Annotated in this window: 20 protein-coding genes; 11 read left to right on the top strand and 9 right to left on the bottom strand. The window is 62.4% G+C overall.

Annotated elements, in window-relative coordinates; translation table 11 throughout:
* Nucleotides 1-102 precede the first annotated feature (102 nt).
* On the top strand, nt 103-561 hold the full coding sequence (locus CN933_RS14595) for an SRPBCC family protein (protein ID WP_018093993.1): 459 nt from the start codon (nt 103-105) through the stop codon (nt 559-561).
* A 27-nt stretch (nt 562-588) separates the two neighbouring features.
* Here the strand turns inward: CN933_RS14595 and CN933_RS14590 are convergent, their stop codons facing one another.
* The 3 genes from CN933_RS14590 to sppA all read right to left on the bottom strand — a co-directional run bounded on the left by CN933_RS14590 (nt 589) and on the right by sppA (nt 2,501).
* A complete protein-coding gene (locus tag CN933_RS14590; RefSeq protein ID WP_018093992.1) occupies nt 589-933 on the bottom strand; it encodes a hypothetical protein in 345 nt (114 codons plus the stop codon).
* Nucleotides 934-1,124: 191 nt separating this feature from the next.
* Complete coding sequence (locus CN933_RS14585; protein ID WP_003527713.1) at nt 1,125-1,436, bottom strand: integration host factor subunit beta; 312 nt, start codon at nt 1,434-1,436, stop codon at nt 1,125-1,127.
* Nucleotides 1,437-1,541: 105 nt separating this feature from the next.
* On the bottom strand, nt 1,542-2,501 hold the full coding sequence (gene sppA / locus CN933_RS14580; RefSeq protein WP_018093991.1) for a signal peptide peptidase SppA: 960 nt from the start codon (nt 2,499-2,501) through the stop codon (nt 1,542-1,544).
* Between the two features lie 337 nt (nt 2,502-2,838).
* Here sppA and lptC point away from each other — a divergent pair, with 337 nt between their 5' ends.
* The 6 genes from lptC (at nt 2,839) to ptsN (ending at nt 8,120) form a co-directional block, all read left to right on the top strand.
* Nucleotides 2,839-3,507 (top strand): LPS export ABC transporter periplasmic protein LptC, encoded by a 669-nt coding sequence (lptC, locus tag CN933_RS14575; RefSeq protein ID WP_018093990.1) that lies wholly within the window; start codon nt 2,839-2,841, stop codon nt 3,505-3,507.
* 31 nt (nt 3,508-3,538) lie between these two features.
* A complete protein-coding gene (locus CN933_RS14570) occupies nt 3,539-4,099 on the top strand; it encodes an LptA/OstA family protein (RefSeq protein ID WP_018093989.1) in 561 nt (186 codons plus the stop codon).
* Nucleotides 4,100-4,118: 19 nt separating this feature from the next.
* Nucleotides 4,119-4,925, top strand: coding sequence for an LPS export ABC transporter ATP-binding protein (gene lptB / locus CN933_RS14565; RefSeq protein WP_419183647.1), 807 nt, complete (start codon nt 4,119-4,121; stop codon nt 4,923-4,925).
* A 174-nt stretch (nt 4,926-5,099) separates the two neighbouring features.
* Nucleotides 5,100-6,644 (top strand): RNA polymerase factor sigma-54, encoded by a 1,545-nt coding sequence (gene rpoN / locus CN933_RS14560; protein WP_018093987.1) that lies wholly within the window; start codon nt 5,100-5,102, stop codon nt 6,642-6,644.
* A gap of 264 nt (nt 6,645-6,908) precedes the next feature.
* Nucleotides 6,909-7,481 (top strand): ribosome hibernation-promoting factor, HPF/YfiA family, encoded by a 573-nt coding sequence (hpf, locus tag CN933_RS14555; RefSeq protein ID WP_018093986.1) that lies wholly within the window; start codon nt 6,909-6,911, stop codon nt 7,479-7,481.
* Nucleotides 7,482-7,655: 174 nt separating this feature from the next.
* Nucleotides 7,656-8,120 carry a PTS IIA-like nitrogen regulatory protein PtsN gene (gene ptsN, locus CN933_RS14550; protein ID WP_018093985.1) on the top strand — a complete coding sequence of 155 codons (465 nt, stop codon included), beginning with the start codon at nt 7,656-7,658 and terminating at the stop codon, nt 8,118-8,120.
* Between the two features lie 121 nt (nt 8,121-8,241).
* On the opposite strand, the gene grpE is transcribed toward ptsN, so the two are convergent.
* Together grpE and hrcA are read right to left on the bottom strand one after the other, a co-directional pair.
* Nucleotides 8,242-8,868: a nucleotide exchange factor GrpE gene (grpE, locus tag CN933_RS14545; RefSeq protein ID WP_026168514.1), complete on the bottom strand. Its 627-nt coding sequence runs from the start codon at nt 8,866-8,868 to the stop codon at nt 8,242-8,244.
* 158 nt (nt 8,869-9,026) lie between these two features.
* Complete coding sequence (gene hrcA / locus CN933_RS14540; RefSeq protein ID WP_003527730.1) at nt 9,027-10,106, bottom strand: heat-inducible transcriptional repressor HrcA; 1,080 nt, start codon at nt 10,104-10,106, stop codon at nt 9,027-9,029.
* A gap of 257 nt (nt 10,107-10,363) precedes the next feature.
* On the opposite strand from hrcA, the gene rph reads away from it, so the two are divergent.
* The 4 genes from rph to hemW all read left to right on the top strand — a co-directional run bounded on the left by rph (nt 10,364) and on the right by hemW (nt 13,487).
* Nucleotides 10,364-11,083 (top strand): ribonuclease PH, encoded by a 720-nt coding sequence (rph, locus tag CN933_RS14535; protein ID WP_018093983.1) that lies wholly within the window; start codon nt 10,364-10,366, stop codon nt 11,081-11,083.
* Nucleotides 11,084-11,205: 122 nt separating this feature from the next.
* Nucleotides 11,206-11,619, top strand: coding sequence for a VOC family protein (locus CN933_RS14530; protein ID WP_018093982.1), 414 nt, complete (start codon nt 11,206-11,208; stop codon nt 11,617-11,619).
* A 30-nt stretch (nt 11,620-11,649) separates the two neighbouring features.
* Complete coding sequence (rdgB, locus tag CN933_RS14525; RefSeq protein WP_018093981.1) at nt 11,650-12,294, top strand: RdgB/HAM1 family non-canonical purine NTP pyrophosphatase; 645 nt, start codon at nt 11,650-11,652, stop codon at nt 12,292-12,294.
* Nucleotides 12,295-12,305: 11 nt separating this feature from the next.
* Nucleotides 12,306-13,487 carry a radical SAM family heme chaperone HemW gene (hemW, locus tag CN933_RS14520; protein ID WP_018093980.1) on the top strand — a complete coding sequence of 394 codons (1,182 nt, stop codon included), beginning with the start codon at nt 12,306-12,308 and terminating at the stop codon, nt 13,485-13,487.
* A gap of 16 nt (nt 13,488-13,503) precedes the next feature.
* Here hemW and CN933_RS14515 read toward each other — a convergent pair whose 3' ends face one another.
* From CN933_RS14515 to CN933_RS14500, 4 genes are all read right to left on the bottom strand, one after another.
* Entirely contained in the window at nt 13,504-14,370 is an 867-nt protein-coding gene (locus CN933_RS14515; protein ID WP_018093979.1) for a nuclear transport factor 2 family protein, read from the bottom strand.
* Nucleotides 14,371-14,385: 15 nt separating this feature from the next.
* Entirely contained in the window at nt 14,386-14,868 is a 483-nt protein-coding gene (locus tag CN933_RS14510; RefSeq protein ID WP_018093978.1) for an SRPBCC family protein, read from the bottom strand.
* 73 nt (nt 14,869-14,941) lie between these two features.
* Entirely contained in the window at nt 14,942-16,210 is a 1,269-nt protein-coding gene (locus CN933_RS14505; protein ID WP_018093977.1) for an RNA polymerase sigma factor, read from the bottom strand.
* A complete protein-coding gene (locus tag CN933_RS14500) occupies nt 16,207-16,581 on the bottom strand; it encodes a YciI family protein (RefSeq protein WP_018093976.1) in 375 nt (124 codons plus the stop codon). The genes CN933_RS14505 and CN933_RS14500 overlap by 4 nt, the downstream gene beginning before the upstream one ends.
* Between the last annotated feature and the right edge of the window lie 18 nt (nt 16,582-16,599).

The raw sequence follows: 16,599 nt of genomic DNA, 5'->3' as shown, positions 1-16,599 counted from the left end.
ACGTCCGTAGCATGTTCAGCCTGCAAATAGCATCGCCGGTGCTCTTGGCAAAGCCGTTTCCGATTGCGAAGATCGCCAACAAGAGTGGACGGGAGGACCGGCATGAATATGAGCGGAGAGGAACGTATCGCGGCTGACCGAGACGCGGTTTGGCGTGGCCTGAACGATGCGGACATTCTGAAGCGATGCATTCCCGGCTGCCAGTCTCTTGAATTGAAATCGCCAACCGAGCTTGCGGCCGTGGTCAAGATCAAGATCGGCCCCGTTTCCGCATCCTTCAACGGCACGGTCGTTCTGTCGAACCTCAATCCCCCCGCGAGCTACACCATATCCGGCGAGGGCAAGGGCGGAATAGCAGGCTTTGCCAAGGGCGGCGCCGACGTCACGCTGCTGGACGAGGGCGCGGAAACCGTGCTGCGCTACGACGTCACGGCGGAGATCGGCGGCAAGCTTGCCCAGCTTGGCTCGCGCCTCGTCGATTCGACGGCGCGCAAGCTCGCCCAGCAATTCTTCGCGGATTTCAACCTGGCCGTCAGCGGCAAGGCCGAGGCGGCGAGCTGAGGGCTCGGAACGCGTTCAGCACCAATCTCAGCCTTGCGGCGCGGGCAGGCTCGCTTGCGTCGCCAGCTTCTCCGCCTGGCCGCGCTGCTTTTCGGCCTCGCGATGCCATTTCAGCGCCTCATGGGCCTCGCTGCGCGCGCGACGCCGATATTTTCCCTGGGTGAACCAGGTCACGGCAGCGCCGAGCACGAGACCGACAATGACGGCGAGAAAGAGAAATACGAAAAACGGAGCCGAGATCGAAAGCACGCTGTCGGCGGGATTGAACGGATTCAGCGCAAGCGTTGCCGTCTGGCGGTTGGCCACGCTCAGGACGATCAGCAGCACTCCGAGCGGCACGAAGACGACGATATTGATGAGTTTCTTGAGCATGCACCCGCTCCGACCAGAATGTTAATGCATGTCGCCCGGAATTGTGGGGCGGCTTCGCGACAACGACATGCATACGAATAGTGACATAAAGCGGGCCGCCTTGTTTCGACACGCTTATGAGGCGGAGAGCCGCACGATGTGCGGAACTCGGCGCCCGCGCGAGAGGCGCCTATCCCTGTGCGCCTCGTTCGTCAGTCGTCTTCACCGTTATTGTTGTCGTTCATCCCCGGATTGAGCCGCTCACGCAGTTCCTTGCCGGTCTTGAAGAAGGGCACCCACTTTTCTTCGACGAAGACGGAATCGCCGGTGCGTGGGTTGCGGCCGGACCGCGATGGCCGGTTCTTGACCGAGAATGCGCCGAAACCGCGCAGCTCCACCCGGTTGCCGGCAGCAAGCGCGTCCGTGATCTCATCGAGTACCGCATTGACGATATTTTCGACATCGCGGTGGTAGAGATGCGGATTGCGCGCCGCCACAATCTGCACCAGCTCTGACTTGATCACGTTCGCCCCCCTTGGTTTTTTTGGCTTGTTTTGTCTGCGTTTGCGCATTCGGGAAGGCTCGCCTGGAGCTACGGCCTCGTGACGCGGCTAGCACACGTGCCTTCCTCAATGCCCTTCAACCTGCCAAACCGAAACAAGACCGTCAAGAAACAACTTGTCCAGGCCGGTCTTTTCGAGGCTCTTCATCGTCGGAAAAGCCTCATATCCCAACGCCTTGACCGCTTCGGCCAGGAGCGATCCGAGGCCGAAGGACAGCGCGCCGCTCGGTGCTTCCCAGTCGAGGACGGGAAGGTCCTTCGAGACCTTTCGTTCGGCCAGAAACGCCCTGATTTCATCATCGCCGCCGAGCTCGTCTACCAATTTGCCTTCCAGCGCCTGCCGCCCGGTGAAGATGCGGCCATCCGCAAGGGCCAGCGCTTCCGGTCGCTGCAGTTTGCGCCGCTCGGCCACCAGATCGACGAACCATCCGTAGCTGTCGTCGATCATCGCCTGAATCATGGCTCTCGCCTCGTCGCTCGGAGGATGAAACGGCGACGGTTCGGCTTTGAGAGGCCTCGATTTTATCGATTCAAGCGACACGCCGAGTTTGTCCATGAGGGTCTTGACCTGCGGATACTGGAAAATGACGCCGATGGAGCCGGTGATCGAGGTCTCCCCGGCAACGATCCGGTCGCCTGCAAGGGCGATCAGATAGCCGGCCGACGCGGCAAGCGTGCGCACATCCGAGACCACCGGCTTCTTCTCGGCAACCTTGCGGATGGCCTTGTAGATGACCTCACCGCCATAGGTGGTGCCGCCCGGCGACGAGATCGTCACGATCAGCGCCTTGACGGACTGGTTGTCGGCGATCCGCTCCAGCCGCTCGACAAGCTCCCGGTCGTCCTGGATAAGACCTGTAACGGCAACGCGCGCGACGTGATCGCGCGCGCGCTCCGTCACGTCGCCCCAGCCTGAGAAGGCAAACAGCGCGAGGCCGCCAGCGACGAGAACGGCCACCGCCGCCCAACGCCAGAAGCTCAGCTTTCTGCGCAGTCTGCGGCGGTCGGCAATGGCGAGTTCGTCCATGAGTGTCTCCGATTTGTGGTAAGGGGTTCTGTCAGTTTCCCACGGAACATGCTATCCGCCTCAGACGCGGCAAGCTAGGGCAGTCTGCAACGCGACGCACGGGAATACGTACCGGGCCGACGCGGCTTGCTGTATGAAACCCCTTGGGGTTTGACGCGGCATGGAGTAGAGCATGCCCGGCGGATTGAAATAGTGCGGCCGGATTGTCTTACAATGCAAAGTTTGCACCGCTCCATTGCTGGGCGGCAGCAAGATAACCATATTCGCCGTGGCTTACGCCGATGTATGTATGTGTCCCTCGGACTGCCCGAGGTCAGAGGAAACTGACAGGCCCTTGATGCTGAACGAAGCCCGATCCCCCGCAATCTTTGCCGATGTGGGTACGAGCTCTGCCGATGCCTATGCTTCGGCAGCGCGGCATTCGGCGCGCGTAAGGCGCCTGAAAGTCATGCTGCCGCTCATCGCCGGCGCGATTGCGCTGATCTTCGTCGCCGTTTCCTTCGTGCGCGCTTTTCTGCCCGAAGAGCTGCAGCTCGAGACGGCCACGATCGAGAACGGCAAGATCGTCATGCAGAACCCGGCGATTTCCGGCCGCAACAAGCAGGATATCAGCTATTCGATGAAGGCCGCGCGGGCGCTTCAGGATATCGCCAACCCGAATCTGATCACACTCGAGACCATTCACGCCGAGATGCCGGTCAACGATACGCTGATCGCCACGGTGGATGCGACGAGCGGCATTTACGACCGCGGCGCGAATACGCTCGATATGAACGCCCCGTTCACGATTTCCATGAATAATGGCGTCAATGCCGATTTCCAGTCCGCCTATCTGGACATCAATGCCGGCGAAATGGAGACGAAACAACCGATTGCCATAAGCATGAAGGGCGGATCGATCATTGCGCAGAAGCTGCGAATGACAGATAAGGGACGTGTCGTAACTTTCGAAGGCATGGTAAGGGTCAATATCGAACCCAGCGCCATTCGCAAAAACGCAAAATAACAGGACCCCAAGAACAGGATCCCCTGCAGCCATGTCGGTCAAACCTGCCGCTCTCATAAGGATTTCAGCCGCTCTGGCCGTGGCCGGGCTCGGCGCTTCGCTGATTGCTTCCGCCGCCCTGGCGCAGGCAACCTCCAGTCGCATGCAGGGCCTTCAGCTTTCGAACGACCAGCCGATCCAGATCGAGAGCGACAAGCTTGAGATCAAGGATCCGGAAAGCAAGGCGATCTTCACCGGTAATGTGAAGGTCGTCCAGGGCACGACGACGCTGCAGGCCGGCAACATGACCGTCTTCTACAAGGCGGGCGGCGGCTCGGTCACCAGCGGCAACGCCGATATCGATCGGATCGAGGTCAGCAACAAGGTGTTCCTCAGCTCCGGTGCGCAGCAGGCCACGGGCGAAAGCGGCATCGTCAACCTGACCAACCAGACGATCGTGCTCAAGGGCAAGAAGGTCGTTCTGTCGGAAGGCAAGAACGTCTTCGTGGGCTGCCAGTTGAACGTCCAGATGGACACCGGCGAAGCGCAGCTCGACGCCTGCGGCGGCCGCGTACAGATCCAGCTCGATCCGCAGTCCCGCAAGACGAACTGACATAGACCCGCTCGTGCAGATTCCTTTCCTCCAAAAACGCAAACGGGGCAAAAAGCCGTCGGCGGCAGCGACAGCTGCCCGCGCGGTCGACAAGGCGCGCTACGACGGCACGCTTATTGCCCGGAACCTTACGAAATCATACCGCTCGCGCCGCGTCGTCAACGGTGTCTCGCTCGTCGTGCGCCGTGGCGAGGCTGTCGGCCTGCTTGGTCCGAACGGCGCAGGCAAGACGACCTGCTTCTACATGATCACCGGCCTCGTGCCGGTGGACGAGGGCTCGATCGAGATCAACGGCAACGACGTCACGACGATGCCCATGTATCGCCGGGCGCGCCTGGGCGTTGGCTACCTGCCGCAGGAGGCCTCGATCTTTCGCGGGCTGACGGTCGAGGATAACATCCGCGCGGTGCTGGAGGTTCACGACGAGAACGTCGACCGCCGCGAGAGCAAGCTCAACGATCTGCTTGGTGAATTTTCGATCACCCACCTGCGCAAATCGCCCGCCATCGCGCTATCGGGCGGCGAACGCCGGCGCCTCGAAATCGCCCGTGCGCTTGCGACCGACCCGACCTTCATGCTGCTCGACGAACCCTTCGCAGGCGTCGATCCTATCTCCGTCGCCGATATCCAGGCGCTCGTGCGCCACCTCACCTCGCGCGGCATCGGCGTCCTCATCACCGACCACAATGTGCGCGAGACGCTCGGGCTGATCGACCGGGCTTATATCATCCATGCCGGCGAAGTGCTGACGCATGGCCGCGCCAACGACATCGTCACCAACCCGGACGTGCGCCGGCTTTATCTCGGCGACAATTTCAGCCTCTGATACCTGCCGGCGGCGTGCATTCCGGCAGAACGGACGACCGCCGGCTGAATCGGCACCTCCGCCGCCGTCCATGCTTGACCAAATTCCAGTAATAAGCAATTTTTGGGCCAACTAAAAAATGGGCCCGTCCAAGCGGACACGGCTCGGAGAACTCGACGGGAGTTTCACGCCAGCATGGCCTTGTCCGCCAGCCTTCATCTGAGACAGTCGCAGTCGCTGGTCATGACGCCGCAGCTGATGCAGTCGATCCAGCTGCTTCAGATGAACCATCTGGAGCTCAGCCATTTCATCGCGCAGGAAGTCGAGAAGAACCCGCTGCTGGAGGTCCAATCGGCCGATGAGGCAACGACATCGGATCGCGAGGATGCCAGTCCGCATCCGGCTGAGACCGGCGGCGAGACTGACGAAGCGGCAGGTCAGAGCGATCTTTACGACAGCGCCATGTCGAGATCCGGCGAGAGACTCAGCGAAGGCTTCGACGCCGACTTCGCCAACGTCTTCCCCGACGATACGGCGCCGCAGCGGGCGGATGCGCCCGAGCTTCTCGGCCAATGGAAATCCATGCCGGGCGCCGGCGACGCCGAGGGCTACGATCTCGACGATTTCGTTGCCGGCCGCAAGACGCTGAGGGAGGCTCTCGCCGAGCAGTTGCCCTTTGCACTCAGCACTGCCTCCGATCGGCTGATCGCCCTGCATTTCATCGACCAGCTCGACGATGCCGGCTACCTGCACGCCGACCTCGCCGAGACGGCGGAGAAGCTGGGCGCGGCCGTCGAGGACGTGGCGCGCGTGCTGCAGGTGCTTCAGCAGTTCGATCCGCCGGGGGTCTTTGCGCGCACGCTTGGCGAATGTCTTGCCATTCAGCTGCGCGCCCGCAATCGCCTCGACCCGGCGATGGAAGCGCTCGTGGCCAATCTCGAGCTCCTGGCACGGCGCGATTTCGCAAGTCTCAAGAAAATCTGCGGCGTCGACGAGGAAGACCTGGTCGATATGCTCGCCGAGATCCGCAAGCTCGATCCGAAACCGGGCACCAGCTTCGAAACCGGTGTGTTCGAGGCCATCGTTCCCGACGTCGTCGTGCGCGCCGCACCCGATGGCGGCTGGCTGGTCGAGCTCAATCCGGATGCCCTGCCCCGGGTTCTCGTCAACCACGACTATTTCACCGAAATATCACGCTCCAGCCGGAAGAACAGCGGCGAACAGGCCTTTCTCAACGAGTGCCTGCAAAATGCCAACTGGCTGACGCGCAGCCTCGATCAGCGCGCCAGGACGATCATGAAGGTGGCAAGCGAAATCGTCCGGCAGCAGGACGCCTTTCTCGTCCACGGCGTCGGCCATCTTCGCCCGCTGAACCTCAGGATCGTCGCGGATGCGATCAAGATGCACGAGTCGACGGTGAGCCGGGTCACCTCCAACAAATACGTGCTGACCCCGCGCGGGCTCTTCGAATTGAAGTATTTCTTCACCGTTTCGATCGGCTCGGCGGAAAACGGCGATGCACATTCCGCCGAGTCCGTGCGCCATCGCATCCGCACGATGATCAATCAGGAAAGCGCCGATGCCGTGCTCTCGGACGACGATATCGTCGACGTCCTCAAGAAAGCCGGCGTCGATATCGCCAGACGCACCGTCGCAAAATATCGCGAGACGATGAGCATCCCTTCCTCCGTCCAGCGCCGCCGCGAGAAACGCGCGCTGGCCAAAACCTCGGCATTCTGAGCATTTCCGGGCGGCCGCAAGCGCGTAAGCCGGGTTGCGCTTTGGGCTCTCGCCTGCGGAACCGCCGGGGCTCGATGAACGTTTAATCCCACGACGCGCAATTGACTCTCCGCGGTACAGCGGATATGAGGCCGCCGCGCTTGCATAGAGGCAGCGCGCGCTCACGATTTCGGTTGTTCGGGACTCCCGTCGCTGAAGTGCTTGGATGACGGGGGCGCTTGGAATAGACTGGGCACGCAATTCACGAACAAGAGAGGAAACTCCATGAGTGTGCGTGTATCCGGTAAACATATGGAAATCGGCGATTCGTTTCGCGTCCGCATCGGCGAGCAGATCGAGCAGGCCGTAACCAAATATTTCGACGGAGGATATTCGAGCCAGGTCACTGTGGAAAAGTCAGGGTCGCGATTCAGCGCCGACTGCAAGCTTCATCTCGATACGGGCGTGGTATTGCAGGCAAACGGCCAGGCGAACGAGCCACAGTCAGCCTTCGACGCGGCTTCGGAGCGCATCGAGAAGCGGCTCCGGCGCTACAAGCGCAAGCTCAAGGACCATCACAACGGCAACGGGCAGAATGCCACCGAAGTGGCCTATCGAGTGATGGACTCGGTGCCCTTTGAGGACGAGGAAGTCCCCGACGATTATGCGCCGACGATCGTTGCCGAAACGACGAAACAGTTGAGAACAATGTCCGTCGCCAATGCCGTTATGGCCTTGGACATGACGGATGAACCGGTGCTGATGTTCCGCAGCCCCGGCAAGGATGAACTGAACATCGTCTATCGACGCAACGATGGGAATATTGGCTGGATCGACGCCGCCAATATCAAGGCATGAGTGGGGATGGGGGAAGCCAGCCGGACTGGCGTCCCCCGTCTTTCCGATCAGCGGGACGGCGGAAAAGCTCGACTTTTCTGTGCATTCGACCCGCCAAGACAAAGATGGGTAGAGCCATCACGGCGCATTTGTGATGAGATTGCCAGGCTCTAACCGGCGAACGAGGATAAAAGAATGGCATTGGCAGGCTTGCTGCATCAAAATGCGATCATCCCGGCCATGAGGGCCAACTCGAAGAAGCAACTCCTTCAGGAATTGGCGGCAAAAGCATCGAAGCTCACCGGTCTTCCGGAGCGGGAGATCTTCGACGTCATCCTGCAGCGAGAAAGACTCGGCTCGACCGGGGTAGGCAACGGCATCGCCATCCCGCACGGCAAGCTCAGCAATCTGCCGTCGATCGTCGGTATCTTTGCGCGGCTTGATACGCCGGTGGATTTCGAGGCATTGGACGACCAGCCGGTCGACCTCGTCTTTCTGCTGCTTGCACCGGAAGGTGCCGGCGCCGACCACCTCAAGGCGCTCTCGCGCATCGCCCGCGTGCTGCGCGACCACGACATGGTGTCGCGTATCCGAGCGAGCGACTCGGCAAGCGCGATCTACACGCTGCTTAGCGACGACACGACCTCGCACGCTGCCTGAGTATCTTCTGCCTGCTGTCCTGCCGGAGCCGGTTGGAAGAGCATGCGATATTTCGAACAATGACGAAGGGCCGCGCACCTTGCAGAGTGCGCGGCCCTTCGCAATTCGCATTCATGCGCCGTCAGGCAGCAGGCGTCTCGCTTTCAGAGGACGCGGCTTTCGGGCCGCCCTTGGCAACACCGACCATCGCCGGGCGCAGAACGCGCTCGCCGATCGTGTATCCCGCCTGGACCACCTGGACGACCGTGTTGTTCGGAACCTCGGTGTTCGGGACCTCGAACATGGCCTGGTGGAAATTCGGATCGAACTTCTGGCCGGTGGGGTCCAGCTGCTTCACGCCGTGACGCTCGAGCGCCGCGAGCATCGACCGTTCGGTCATTTCCACACCCTCGATGAGTGCTTTCAGGCCGGCATCGCCCGCCTCTCTGGCGTCGGCCGGAATCGCATCCAGCGCGCGGCGCAGGTTGTCGGAGACCGCCAGCATGTCGCGCGCGAAGCCCGCGACGGAATAGGACTTCGCGTCCTTCACGTCACGTTCGGTGCGCCGGCGCAGGTTGTCCATCTCCGCAGCCAGGCGAAGATATTTGTCGCGCAGTTCCGCACTCTCGGCCCTGGCAAGCTCAAGCGGATCCGGCGCGGTCGTGGAAGCATCCGCCTCCGGCTTCTCCGCGGCTTGCGGCTCAGCGGCTGTTTCGAATTCTTCAGGCGCCGCGGCCTCGGGTCCGTTCTTGTTCGTTTCGTCGGTCATGACGTTCTCCGAATTTCTGTCTTTTGCTCTGTTCGGCATCATCAAACCAGCGGAAGTCGCTTTGCTTGAACGTTCTGTTGCCTGGATTTGAAGCCCGATATCGATGTTTGGGCCCGAAAAATCAAGGGTCGATTGCTTCATCGATCAAAAGGATTCGCTCAGCGCGACAGCCGCGACATGAGCTGTGCGGTGTAATCGACCATGGGAACGATGCGGGAATAGTTGAGCCGGGTCGGCCCGATGACACCGACCGCTCCGACGATGCGGTCGTCGCTGTCGCGGTAGGGAGCGACGATCAGCGAGGATCCGGAGAGTGAAAACAGCTTGTTCTCGGAACCGATGAAGATGCGCACGCCCGGGCCACTCTCCGCGAGGTTGAGGATCTCGATCAGACTGTCCTTCTTTTCGAGGTCATCGAAGAGCATGCGCAGCCGCTCAATGTCGTCCGTCCCTTCCAATCCTTCGAGCAGATTGGCGCGGCCCCTGACGATCAGCCGCGCCGGCTGGCCGTCGCCCTCGCTTCCGGACCAGATCGCCAGCCCGCGCTCAACCAGGTCCTGCGAGAGCGCGTCGAGCTCGCCGCGCACCGTCTCCTTGACCTTTTCCAGTTGCGTCCGCAGTTCGGGGATCGTCTGACCGGCAAGGTGAGCGTTGACGAAGTTCGCCGCTTCGGTGAGCTGGGCGCTGGTGATCCCGGCCGGCAGCTCGATGATGCGATTCTCCACCTGATCGTGCTCGCCGACGAGCACCGCCAGTGCCTTGGTCGGCGCCAGCCGGATAAACTCGACATGCTTGAGAACGGGGTCGCTCTTGGTGGTGATGACGAGACCTGCGCCGCGCGACATGCCGGACAGCATCTGGCTCGCCTCGGTAAGAAGGTTTTCGACCGACCGGTCGCGATTTCCCGGGTGAACCTGCCTTTCGATCGAGGCGCGTTCCTCCGGCGAGAGATTGCCCACCTGCATGAAGGCGTCCACGAAGAAGCGCAGGCCCAGCTGCGTCGGAAGCCGGCCGGCGCTGACATGGGGGGAATAGATCAGGCCCAGATCCTCGAGATCGCTCATCACGTTGCGAACCGAGGCCGGCGACAGCGACACCGGCAACAGCCGAGAGAGATTGCGCGAGCCCAGCGGCTCCCCGCTTTCCAGATAGCTCTCGACAATGCGGCGGAAGATCTCGCCGGAGCGCTCGTCCAGCGCCGATGCGATCCCCTTCGTTCCAGGGTTGCGCAGTACCATGTCACTCCGTGATCAGTATTCCGTGTTCGCACAGAATATAGTGATCCGCACGGGGAATGGCAAAAGGGAAAAATCACTGCGAAGCTTCGACATCAAGCGGTTCCCTTTGCCCACGCCATGATCTAGAAGGCTCACGAAAGCGCCGCGTGTCTTCAGACGCGCAAAGGCCGCTGGAGCACTTTGAATTCTGCATGGTCTTGTCCTTGAACCGAACAGGACTCGAAGGAACATGCAGTCGGGATCGACAGGAGTTGACGATGCGGCCATCCGGCAGAAAAATCGACCAAATGCGCAAGGTCTCGTTCGAGCGCAATTTCTCCAAGCATGCGGAAGGATCCTGCCTGGTACGCTTCGGCGACACGCATGTTCTGTGCACCGCCAGCCTGGAGGAAAAAGTTCCGGCCTGGCTGCGCAACGGCGGCAAGGGCTGGATCACCGCGGAATACGGCATGCTGCCGCGCGCGACCGGCGAGCGCATGAGGCGTGAGGCGGCGACCGGCAAGCAGAGCGGCCGCACGCAGGAGATCCAGCGGCTGATCGGGCGGTCGCTCAGAGCCGTCGTCGATCTTCCGGCGCTCGGCGAACGTCAGATCTCGATCGACTGCGATGTGCTTCAGGCCGACGGCGGCACGCGCACTGCGTCGATCACCGGCGCCTGGATCGCCCTCCACGACTGTTTGAAGTGGATGGAAGCGCGCAACATGGTCAAGCTGGAGAAGGTCCTGAAAGACCATGTGGCCGCCATTTCCTGCGGCATTTTCGCCAATCAGCCGGTCATCGACCTCGATTATCTCGAAGACTCGGCTGCGGAGACGGATGCCAATTTCGTGATGACGGGCAGCGGCGGCCTGGTCGAGATCCAGGGAACGGCGGAAGGCAAGCCCTTCAGCGAAGAAGAATTCGCAAGCCTGATGCTGCTCGCCAAGAACGGCATTGCCGAACTCGTCGAAATGCAGAAGCAGGCGATAGCAGGCTAGACTGCTCTCTGCTGCACGGCAGCAGTGAGATGATCTGACGCTTCGACAATTTGCACTTCCGGACGGAACGCCGTCATGGCTTTTCCGGAAGTGCTCTGGATCACTTGAGAGGAACCGGTCCGGTGCCGACATTCGAAGGCATTCTGGAAACCGCGCTTTACGCGGACGATCTCGACCAGGCCGAGGCCTTCTACGGAACGGTCCTCGGCCTTGAAAGGATCACGCGCGCCGGTAGCCGCCATGTCTTCTTCCGCTGCGGCGAAGGCGTGTTGTTGATCTTCAACCCGGCGGAGACGGTGAAGCCGCCTGCACCGGGCGCACTTCCCGTGCCTCCGCACGGGACGAAGGGCAACGGGCACATGTGCTTCCGGGTCGCCGCCGAGGCACTCGATGCCTGGAAGGCGAAACTGGAGGCAGCCGGAGTTTCGATCGAGGCGGATGTCCGCTGGCCGAACGGCGCCCGCTCCTTCTATTTCCGCGATCCGGCCGGCAACAGCCTGGAATGCGCGGAAGCGGGCCTCTGGGCCAAGGATTGATTTCGGCAGAACCTGAACGGAACGGAACAGATGCGCAGACTGATCGACAAGACGCTCGTCGTCGCGAGCCATAATGCCGGCAAGATCCGTGAGATCCGCGACCTCATCGGGCCTCTCGGCTTCGAGGCGAAATCGGCAGCCGATCTCGATTTCGTCGAGCCGGAAGAGACCGGCACGACCTTCGAGGAGAACGCGACGATCAAGGCGCTCGCCTCGGCCAGGGCATCCGGACTGCCGGCGCTTTCGGACGATTCCGGTCTTGCCATCGACGCGCTCGGCGGCGCCCCCGGCGTCTACACGGCCAACTGGGCCGAACGTGAGGACGGCAGCCGCGACTTCCAGATGGCCATGGAAAAGGTCGAAGAGGCGCTCCGCGACAAGGGTGCGGTGACGCCCGAAAGCCGTACCGCACGCTTCGTGTCCGTTCTCTGCCTTGCCTGGCCGGACGGACATGTCGAGCTCTTTCGCGGCGAGGTCGAGGGTTATGTCGTCTGGCCGCCGCGCGGCACCAGCGGCTTTGGCTACGATCCGGTCTTCCAACCGAAGGGCTACGACACCACATTCGGCGAAATGAGTGCGGAGGAGAAGCATGGCTGGAAGCCGGGCGATCCCGAGGCTCTGTCGCACCGCGCCCGCGCATTCAAGCTGTTCGCCGAAACCTGTCTCGGCGCCTGAGTAGAAAGACGATGCAGATAGCCCCGCTTTCAGCGATCGGTGACGGCATGGACCCCGGTTTCGGGGTCTATGTGCACTGGCCGTTCTGCGCGGCGAAATGCCCCTATTGCGACTTCAATAGCCATGTGCGCCACCAGCCGGTGGATCAGCCTCGCTTCGTCGCCGCATTCCTGAAGGAAATGGCGGCGGTGCGCGCGCTTTCCGGTCCGAGAACCGTCACCAGCATTTTCATGGGCGGGGGTACCCCGTCGCTGATGGACCCTCAGACGGTGGAGGCGATCCTCGACGGCATTGCCCGGCATTGGCACGTGCCTGACGGCATCGAGATCACCATGGAGGCGAACCCCTCCAGCGTCGAGGCGACGCGCTTCCGCGGCTACAGGGCGGCCGGCGTCAACCGCGTCTCGCTCGGCGTCCAGGCTCTCAACGACCGTGACCTCAAATTTCTCGGACGGCTGCACGATGTCGAGAATGCGTTGAAGGCCGTGCGGCTCGCCCGCGAGATCTTTCCGCGGATGTCCTTCGACCTGATCTATGCGCGGCCGAACCAGACGGTCGAGGAATGGGAGCGCGAACTGAAGGAGGCGGTTTCCTACGCCGTCGATCATCTGTCGCTCTACCAGCTTACCATCGAGGAAGGGACGCCCTTCTACGGCCTGCACAAGGCAGGCAAGCTCGTCGTTCCGGATGGCGAGCAGTCGGCTGTTCTCTACGAGGCCACGCAGGAGATCACCGCGGCGATCGGCATGCCGGCCTATGAGGTCTCCAACCATGCCCGGCCGGGGGCCGAGAGCCGGCACAACCTCACCTATTGGCGCTACGGCGACTATGCGGGCATCGGCCCCGGCGCCCATGGGCGGCTGGCGATCGGATCAGGCAAGATCGCGACCGCAACCGAGCGCAACCCCGAGGCATGGCTGCAACGCGTCGAAGAGTGCGGCGAAGGCCTGATCGAGCGGGAACTGCTTGATTTCGAGGCGCAGGCCGATGAGCTTTTGCTGATGGGGTTGAGGCTGCGCGAAGGCGTCGATCTCGCCCGCTGGCAGACCCTCTCGGGCCGCGATCCGGATCCGGCCCGGGAAGAGTTCCTGATCGAGCATGGTTTCATCGAACGGATCGGCAATTCGCGGCTGCGCTGCACGCCCGCCGGAATGCTGATCCTCGACGCCGTGGTGGCCGACCTCGCCTGCTGATCGCGGGCCGAGCGGTTCAACCGCCTTCCTTCACCGGTGCGACGATCCCCCAGGTAACCCCGAAGGGATCTTTGAGCTGGCCGTAATGATCGCCCCAGAAGGCGATCTCCAGCGGCATCGTCACCTGCGCGCCGGCCTCCACCGCCCGTTTCCACCAGAAATCCGCGTCGTCGACGACGAGGTGCAGCACGAAGCCCTCCGGCGGCTTCCAGGGATGGCCGAATTCCGGGAAGGGATCGTTCAGCATCAATGCGCCGCCGTTGATCGTCAGGTGGCAGTGGATGAGGCGCTTTCCGTCCTGGGCAAGTTTGCGGTCCTCCTCCTTGGCGCCGAAAGCGCGGACGTAGAAGGCCGCCGCCGCATCTGCATCCTCCACGTTGAGATAGGCGATGACACCGGGCATGGGCGGGCGCGACGGTGCTTGCCAGTCGACCTCGGATCGAGGATCGAGATCGATCGCCGCCTTGAAGCTCCCGTCCATGTAGAAGGGAACGGATTCGTGCTGATGGGCAATCTTCCATCCCCTGTCGGTGCGCGTCAGGCCCAAGGTCAGGCGATACCAGAGCGCCGCCTTCTGACCATCGTGCTTCTCGCCGGAAAGATGCGTCAGCGCAGTGGCGAAGGCGACGTCGCCGCTCACCGAAACGTCGAGATCCTCAAGGGTGAAGCCGAGCGGTCCTTTCCACGTGGAGAACCACTGCTCGAGGCCGCCGGCATCTGCGTCGGAGGCCTTGAGGGGCGGCGCCAGGGAAAAGACGAGGCAATCGTCCGTGCCGTGGGCGAGGACGCGGGCGGCATCCTTCCGGCGCAGCGCCTCCGCCCAGCCTCCGATTACCTCCTCGATCTCCGCAATGGCCGCATTGCTGCTCGCGGTAATGGTCATGACCCCGTCCTCCTCTCAGAGTTTCGCAACGAGTGCTGCAAGCTGATCGGCGCATTGGCCCCAGCCCTCGTGAAAGCCCATCTTCTCATGGGCATCGCGGTCCTCGACGCTCCAATGGAGCGCGCGGGCCGTATAGCGGGTCTTGCCGCCCTCGTTCTCGAAGGTCATGACCGCCGTCATGAACGGCTTCTCGGACGGCTTCCAGGCTTCCGTAAAGGCATCGGTGACGACGATCTTCTCGTTCGGCACGACTTCGAGATAGACGCCCTGATTGGGATAGAGTTCGCCCTCGGGCGAGCGCATGACAAAGCGGTTGATGCCGCCCGCCCTGACGTCGAGCTCCGCTTCCGTGATCGTCCACGGCAGAGGGGCGAACCACTGCTTCAGAAGCCCGGCTTCCGTGAAGGCCCGGTAGACCTTCTCGCGCGGGGCATCGATCAGCCGGGTCAGAACCAGTTCGCGTTCGCCGCCGGAATTGGTGTCGGTCGCTGCAGTCATTTTCGAATTCCTCCATGTTGGTTCATTCCAAGGACGAAAGAGGATGCCGCCTGCCGACAGGGGTCAGAAAAAATTATCGCTCTTCTTCCGCGACCGTCGCCGGCTCGGCCGCGAGGTGATCGAGCTGCATGCGGATATAGGCCGCTTCGGCCGCGTTGGTGGCCAGTGCGATCGCCCGGTCGAAGGCGGCGCGCGCCTCGCATGCCCGGCCGAGTTGCTTCAAAAGGCCGCCGCGCAGGCCATGATAATAGAAATAGCCGGAAAGCCTCTCGCCAAGGGGCTCCACCATGGCCAGTGCGGCCTCCGCTCCCTCCCGTTTGGAGACGGCGACCGCGCGATTGAGCGTGACGACCGGAGAGGGCTGCAGGCGCTCGAGCGCCTGGTAGAGGAGGTCGATCTCCTCCCAATCCGTCTGCTCAGGACGTTCGGCGCGGGCGTGCAGGGCGGCGATCGCTGCCTGTATCTGGTAAGGCCCGGGGCGGCGATGGCGCATTGCCTTGTCGATCATCGCCAGCGCCTCGGTAATCATCGGCCGGCTCCAGAGCCGCCGATCCTGATCTTCGAGCAGGACGACGGCACCGTTTGCATCGAAGCGCGCGCGGGCGCGCGAATGCTGAAGCAGCAGAAGTGCCGTCAGTCCCATGATTTCCGGCTCGGCGGGAAACAGCCGCAGCAGCAGCCGCGACAGGCGGATCGCCTCGTCGCAAAGATCGGCGGAGACGCCCTCGGCGCCGTTCATCGCCGAATAACCCTCGTTGAAGACGAGATAGATCATCGTCGCGACCGCAGCGAGCCGCTCGGCGCGATCGGCGGCATCGGGTGTCTCGAACGGGATGCCGGCGGCCGCCACGCGGGCCTTGGCGCGGGTGATGCGCTGCTCCATCGCGGCTTCGCTGACGAGAAAAGCACGGGCGATCTGCCTGACGGAGAGCCCCGATACGATGCGCAGTGCAAGCGCGATCTGCTGGGTTGCCGGAAGCGTCGGATTGCTGCAGACGAAGAGCAGCCGCAGGATGTCGTCGCGGTAATGCGCCCCGTCGAGGCGATCGGCGAGTTCACTCTCCCGGTCTTCGAGGTCGGAGAGCAGTTCCTCCGGGGGCAGCGCCGTCTCGCGCGACTGCCGCCGCACCCTGTCGATGCCGCTATTGCGTCCGACGAAGATGAGCCAGGCGGCGGGATCGCGCGGCGGACCGGTACGGGGCCAGTTTTTCAGCGCCCGGATACAGGCCTCCTGAAATGCCTCCTCCGCCAGATCGAGATTGCGAAAGTAGCGCAGCAGCGCACCCATTGCCTGCGGCCGCGCGGAAACAAGAGCAAGATCGATCCAGCCTGTGTCGGTCATGAGGGCAACTCACCGGGTTTATAAAGCGCGAGCGGCCGGACTTCGTAGGAGCCCGTGCTCGGATTGGCGTTACTCAGATCGCGCGCGAAGTCGAGCGCCTCGTCCAGCGAGGCGCAATCGATCAGATAGAAGCCGAGCAACTGTTCCTTGGTCTCGGCGAAGGGGCCGTCGATGACGATCGTCTCGCCGGCGCTGTGGCGCAGCGTCGCCGCCGCCGTCGTCGGCACCAGCCGCGCCACGGGCCCCAGCTTGCCCGCTTCGACATATTTGCGTTGGACGGCGCTCAGATCACGCATGACCCGCTCGTCCTCCTCCTTGCTCCAGGCACTGGTGACGCTTTCATCGTTGTAGCAAAGCACGGCGTAAAGCATTGAAAATCTCCGCTCTGG

This window comes from Sinorhizobium sp. M4_45, assembly GCF_002885915.1.
GTDB lineage: Bacteria > Pseudomonadota > Alphaproteobacteria > Rhizobiales > Rhizobiaceae > Sinorhizobium > Sinorhizobium meliloti_A.
The sequence above is the reverse complement of the archived record's forward strand: the minus strand, read 5'-3'. Positions and strand labels throughout refer to the sequence as shown.

What these genes read in the sequence shown, in the direction of transcription:
- CN933_RS14595 (WP_018093993.1), top strand. Translation starts at nt 103, where the DNA reads ATGAATATGAGCGGAGAGGAACGTATCGCGGCTGACCGAGACGCGGTT.
- CN933_RS14590 (WP_018093992.1), bottom strand. Translation starts at nt 933, where the DNA reads ATGCTCAAGAAACTCATCAATATCGTCGTCTTCGTGCCGCTCGGAGTG.
- sppA (WP_018093991.1), bottom strand. Translation starts at nt 2,501, where the DNA reads ATGGACGAACTCGCCATTGCCGACCGCCGCAGACTGCGCAGAAAGCTG.
- lptC (WP_018093990.1), top strand. Translation starts at nt 2,839, where the DNA reads ATGCTGAACGAAGCCCGATCCCCCGCAATCTTTGCCGATGTGGGTACG.
- CN933_RS14570 (WP_018093989.1), top strand. Translation starts at nt 3,539, where the DNA reads ATGTCGGTCAAACCTGCCGCTCTCATAAGGATTTCAGCCGCTCTGGCC.
- rpoN (WP_018093987.1), top strand. Translation starts at nt 5,100, where the DNA reads ATGGCCTTGTCCGCCAGCCTTCATCTGAGACAGTCGCAGTCGCTGGTC.
- hpf (WP_018093986.1), top strand. Translation starts at nt 6,909, where the DNA reads ATGAGTGTGCGTGTATCCGGTAAACATATGGAAATCGGCGATTCGTTT.
- ptsN (WP_018093985.1), top strand. Translation starts at nt 7,656, where the DNA reads ATGGCATTGGCAGGCTTGCTGCATCAAAATGCGATCATCCCGGCCATG.
- grpE (WP_026168514.1), bottom strand. Translation starts at nt 8,868, where the DNA reads ATGACCGACGAAACGAACAAGAACGGACCCGAGGCCGCGGCGCCTGAA.
- hrcA (WP_003527730.1), bottom strand. Translation starts at nt 10,106, where the DNA reads ATGGTACTGCGCAACCCTGGAACGAAGGGGATCGCATCGGCGCTGGAC.
- rph (WP_018093983.1), top strand. Translation starts at nt 10,364, where the DNA reads ATGCGGCCATCCGGCAGAAAAATCGACCAAATGCGCAAGGTCTCGTTC.
- rdgB (WP_018093981.1), top strand. Translation starts at nt 11,650, where the DNA reads ATGCGCAGACTGATCGACAAGACGCTCGTCGTCGCGAGCCATAATGCC.
- hemW (WP_018093980.1), top strand. Translation starts at nt 12,306, where the DNA reads ATGCAGATAGCCCCGCTTTCAGCGATCGGTGACGGCATGGACCCCGGT.
- CN933_RS14515 (WP_018093979.1), bottom strand. Translation starts at nt 14,370, where the DNA reads ATGACCATTACCGCGAGCAGCAATGCGGCCATTGCGGAGATCGAGGAG.
- CN933_RS14510 (WP_018093978.1), bottom strand. Translation starts at nt 14,868, where the DNA reads ATGACTGCAGCGACCGACACCAATTCCGGCGGCGAACGCGAACTGGTT.
- CN933_RS14505 (WP_018093977.1), bottom strand. Translation starts at nt 16,210, where the DNA reads ATGACCGACACAGGCTGGATCGATCTTGCTCTTGTTTCCGCGCGGCCG.
- CN933_RS14500 (WP_018093976.1), bottom strand. Translation starts at nt 16,581, where the DNA reads ATGCTTTACGCCGTGCTTTGCTACAACGATGAAAGCGTCACCAGTGCC.